We start from the raw sequence: 4,540 nt of genomic DNA on the forward strand, positions 1-4,540 counted from the left end.
AAACGATTTCGTTGCATCTATATGGTTACTTTTGCTGCATCTTAAACTGCAAAAACAGCTCGTTGTAGTAGGCGAGCATGTGTTTTCCTAAGTTTTCGTACACTTCGAGATGCCCTGCTGAATCCAAATCGGGGTAGAAGCGGCGATCGCCCGCGATGTCTTTTGGCAAATAGGCAAGCGCCTTTTTATTCGGCGTCGAATAGCCGACATACTCGGCGTTTTGCGCCGCGTGTTTCGGGTCGAGCATAAAATTGATAAACGCGTGCGCTCCTTCGATGTTTTTCGCTGTTTTCGGAATGACCATGTTGTCAAACCATAGGTTGGATCCTTCTTTCGGCACGACATAGTCGAGCTTGTCGTTTTCGGCGATGATTTCCGCCGCATCCCCCGACCAGACGACGCCGATGGCCGCTTCTTCATTCGCGAGAAGCAGCTTGATCTCATCGCCGACAATCGCCTTCACATTCGGCATGAGTCGATCGAGTTTCCGCTTTGCTTCTTGCAAATGGGCTTTGTTCGTGTCATTGAGGGAATAGCCGAGGCTGTTTAACGCCATGCCCATTACTTCGCGCACTCCGTCGACAAGCAAAATTTGGTTTCGCAAACTCGGATCCCATAAGTCGTTCCAGCTCGTAATCCTCTTGCCACCGAGCATGTCGCGGTTGTAGACGATGCCGACCGTCCCCCAAAAATACGGCACCGAATACCGGTTGTGCGGATCAAACGACAAGTTGAGGAACCGCGGCTCGATATATTGTAAATTCGGCAGCTTGTCGTGATCGAGCGGCAACAGCAAGTTTTCCTCGATCATTTTGCTGATGGCGTAATCGGACGGAACGGCGACATCAAACGTCGCCCCTCCTTGGGCGATTTTCGCCATCATCGCTTCGTTGGAATCGAATGTTTGGTAAATCACTTTCCACCCTGTCTCTTTTGCAAATTCGCGAACGAGCGCGGGGTCGATGTAATCGCCCCAGTTGTAGACCGTCACCGTTTTGCCTCCGCCGTACCCTTCCGCTTCGTTCAACCGGTGGGTGATGAACATGAGGACGAACGCCGCGATGAACACGGCCGCAAACCCTTGGACAAGCCGTTTCACCTACTTTCGCCCCCTATCCCGTACATTCGGCCGCCTTTTTGGCTGAGCACGTAATAGCCGATGACGAGCAGCATCGTAAATAAAAATAGCAGCGTCGACAATGCGTTGATTGACAAGGAAATGCCTTGGCGCGCCCGCGAATAAATTTCCACGGACAGCGTCGAGAACCCATTTCCCGTGACAAAAAAGGTCACGGCAAAGTCATCGAGCGAATACGTGAGCGCCATGAAAAAGCCCGCCCATATGCTCGGAGCCAAAAACGGCAGCACCACACCGGACAGCACTTGCCAATGACTGGCTCCTAAATCTCTAGCCGCATCAATCAGCGTCGGGCTCATTTCCTCGAGTTTCGGCAGCACCATCAACACGACAATCGGCACGCTAAAAGCAATGTGAGACAACAGCACGGATGTAAACCCAAGCTTGATGCCGGCCACCGTAAACAGCAACAAAAACGAAGCGCCGATGATGACATCCGGACTGACGATCAACACGTTGTTGAGAGCAAGAAGGGCGTTTTTCGTCCGCTGCCGCTTGACATAGTAAATGGCGAGCGCCCCGATGACCCCGAGTATGGTCGCGACCGCCGCCGACAGCAGCGCAATGACGATTGTATTCAAAACGATGATGAGCAAGCGGTCGTCGGACAGCACGTCGCGGTACCATTTAAACGTGAACGATTGAAAATCGTGCATCGTCCCGCCGCTGTTGAACGAATAATACATCAAATACACAATCGGCGTATACATCACGGCAAACACGGCTAACAGGTACACACGTCCCCACCAATGCGTCCGTTTCATCGGCTTCCCTCTTTTCTTCCGCTTCCTGTCAGGACGACGATGACCGCCATCGCGATCATTAACACAACCGCGATCGTCGCCCCCATCCCCCAGTTTTGGGTGACAAGAAAATGCTGCTCAATGGCCGTGCCGAGCGTAATGACGCGGTTGCCCGCAATGAGGCGCGTAATCATAAACAGCGACAACGCCGGGATAAACACCGCCTGGCAGCCGGCCTTCACCCCGCCAAGCGTGAGCGGGAAGACGACGCGGCGGAACGTCGTCCAAGCCGAAGCGCCCAAATCGCGGGCGGCATCGACAAGCGATGGCGGCAGCTCCTCCAGCGCGTTGGAAATCGGCAGCACCATAAACGGAATAAAAATGTACACCGACACAAAGACAAAACTGAAATCGGTGAACAACAGCTGCCGCGGCCCAACGCCCAGCGCTTTCAACAAAGCGTTGGCCAGCCCGTACGTGCCGAACAGCCCTAAAAACGCATACACCTTCAGCAGCAAATTCACCCACATCGGCAAAATAAGCAACAGCAGCCATAGCTGCTTGTGCCGCGTCTTCGTCAGCCAATAGGCGGTCGGATAGCCGATGAGCAGCGACACAAGCGTGATTAAAAACGCATACCAAAACGAATACGCCATCATTTTCAAATAAATGGGCGTCCACACGGATTTGTAGTTGGACAACGTCCAATGGCCGTCAAGATCCAAAAACGATTCATACACCAAAAAGACAATCGGGGCCACGACAAACAGCACAAGCCAAATGCCATAAGGGATTAAATACCAGTTCCGCCACGCCCGTTCCGTCATGCGTCCTCATCCTCCTTTTCGAGTCGCATGACGTGAATCGCTTCCGGTTCAAAACGAAGGCCGACCGTTTCCCCGACTTCGGCCTTTTTCGTCGAATGGACAAGCCATTCGTTGCCGTTTTCGTCATAGCCGCAAATTTCATAATGGACACCGCGGAATAAGAGCGAATCGACGCGGATGACGATCTGCCCGTCTTCCGGCGCCGCGAGCTCCAAATCTTCCGGGCGGATGACGACATCGACCGGTTCGTTTGGCGCGAAGCCGCGGTCAACACACGCAAACTGTTTGCCGGCAAATTCGACGAGGAAATCATCGATCATGCGCCCTGACAAAATGTTCGATTCGCCAATGAAATCGGCGACGAATCGATTGACAGGCTCGTCGTAAATGTCTTTCGGCGTCCCAAACTGCTGAATTTTTCCTTTATTTAGAACAAAAATGTAATCGGACATCGCCAACGCTTCTTCTTGATCATGCGTGACAAAAATGAACGTAATCCCTAAGCGGCGCTGCAATTCACGAAGTTCGTACTGCATTTCCGTGCGCAGCTTCAAATCCAAGGCCGATAGCGGCTCATCCAAGAGCAAAACTTCTGGCTCATTCACAATCGCCCGCGCAATCGCGACGCGCTGGCGCTGACCGCCGGACATTTCTTGAATGCGGCGGCGCTCATAGCCGTCTAAGTTGACAAACCGAAGCGATTCCCTCACTTTCTCGCGAATGTCGGTTTCTTTCATCTTTTTCACGCGCAAACCAAACGCAACGTTTTCAAACACATCGAGATGAGGGAACAATGCATAGTCTTGAAAAACAGTGTTGACTTGCCGCTTGTTCGGCGGGACGTTTTGAATCGGCTTCCCGTGGAAATAAATCGTTCCTTCCGTCGGTTCGATAAACCCGGCAATCAGCCGCAAAATCGTCGTCTTCCCGCACCCTGACGGGCCAAGCAGCGTATAAAACTTCCCGCGCTCCATCGCAAAACTGACGTCATCCAATACGACCGTTCCGTCGTATTCCTTCGTCACTCGCTCGAAGCGGATGATCTCTTCCCCGTTCACTTCCAGCCCTCCGTCTTCTTGATGTTCACTATTCCTAATTAGAACATAGGAGAGTGGAAAGTGCAACGGAAAAATCCTTGATCACACGTATGAAAACTGAATTTTTCCTGAAGATCCCGCCGTCATTTTTCTATTTTGTCTTCATTGTTTGGACGTGTAAGCGAGATTATGCGGGAGCCAGGGAAGCACTCTTGATGAACGTGAGAAGCAATGAGATAAGCATGTTGACGGTCGCCTTGAATCCACTCCGCCAACCGATCGCGACTTAGCCTATCAAGGGAATTGAACGGTTCATCCATCAAATACAATTTGACCGGGCGGGCTAAAGCAATCGCAATATGCAGTTTTTGTTTTGTTCCTAATGAATACTGATCCACCGGGAGCGGGAGCATCTCCTCCATTCCAAGCAGACTGCATAATTCGTTCGCTTTGCGGACGTACTGTTGATCCAGCTTCCATAAAAGCCGGAAACATTCGATATTTTCATAACCCGTCAATTTTGAAAATATGACAGTCTCGGATGTCACATAAGACAAATGAGCGCGCATGTCGGGAAGCTGAATCGGATTGCCTTTATAAAAGGCTTGATAATGCAGCTCTCCTTTATCGAGCAATCCCGAAATAATATGCAAAAGAGTCGTTTTCCCCACTCCATTGGGGCCGGTGAGAAGCACGGTCTCCCCTGAAAAAATGGAAAATGAGAACTGCTGAAAAATCGTGGCTCCCCCATCATAGCGATACGTCAAGTTTTGCAATGAAAATAACGGTTCCATC

At 51.3% G+C, this 4,540-nt stretch carries 5 protein-coding genes; all 5 read right to left on the minus strand.

The genetic code is table 11. The annotated features are described in order from the left end of the window. Window positions 1-25: 25 nt before the first annotated feature. Complete coding sequence (locus IKE44_RS04590; protein ID WP_287465142.1) at window positions 26-1,099, minus strand: ABC transporter substrate-binding protein; 1,074 nt, start codon at window positions 1,097-1,099, stop codon at window positions 26-28. Beyond that, complete coding sequence (locus IKE44_RS04595; RefSeq protein WP_049624316.1) at window positions 1,096-1,902, minus strand: ABC transporter permease; 807 nt, start codon at window positions 1,900-1,902, stop codon at window positions 1,096-1,098. The genes IKE44_RS04590 and IKE44_RS04595 overlap by 4 nt, the downstream gene beginning before the upstream one ends. After that, entirely contained in the window at window positions 1,899-2,708 is an 810-nt protein-coding gene (locus IKE44_RS04600) for an ABC transporter permease (RefSeq protein WP_287465146.1), read from the minus strand. The genes IKE44_RS04595 and IKE44_RS04600 overlap by 4 nt, the downstream gene beginning before the upstream one ends. Continuing rightward, window positions 2,705-3,766, minus strand: coding sequence for an ABC transporter ATP-binding protein (locus tag IKE44_RS04605; protein ID WP_033013793.1), 1,062 nt, complete (start codon window positions 3,764-3,766; stop codon window positions 2,705-2,707). The genes IKE44_RS04600 and IKE44_RS04605 overlap by 4 nt, the downstream gene beginning before the upstream one ends. Before the next feature lie 122 nt (window positions 3,767-3,888). Next, on the minus strand, window positions 3,889-4,540 hold a 652-nt coding region (locus tag IKE44_RS04610; protein ID WP_287465148.1), incomplete at its 5' end, for an ABC transporter ATP-binding protein.

The organism is Geobacillus sp. (assembly GCF_017515625.1).
Lineage (GTDB): Bacteria > Bacillota > Bacilli > Bacillales > Anoxybacillaceae > Geobacillus > Geobacillus stearothermophilus.

What these genes read in the sequence shown, in the direction of transcription:
- IKE44_RS04600 (WP_287465146.1), bottom strand. Translation starts at nt 2,708, where the DNA reads ATGACGGAACGGGCGTGGCGGAACTGGTATTTAATCCCTTATGGCATT.
- IKE44_RS04595 (WP_049624316.1), bottom strand. Translation starts at nt 1,902, where the DNA reads ATGAAACGGACGCATTGGTGGGGACGTGTGTACCTGTTAGCCGTGTTT.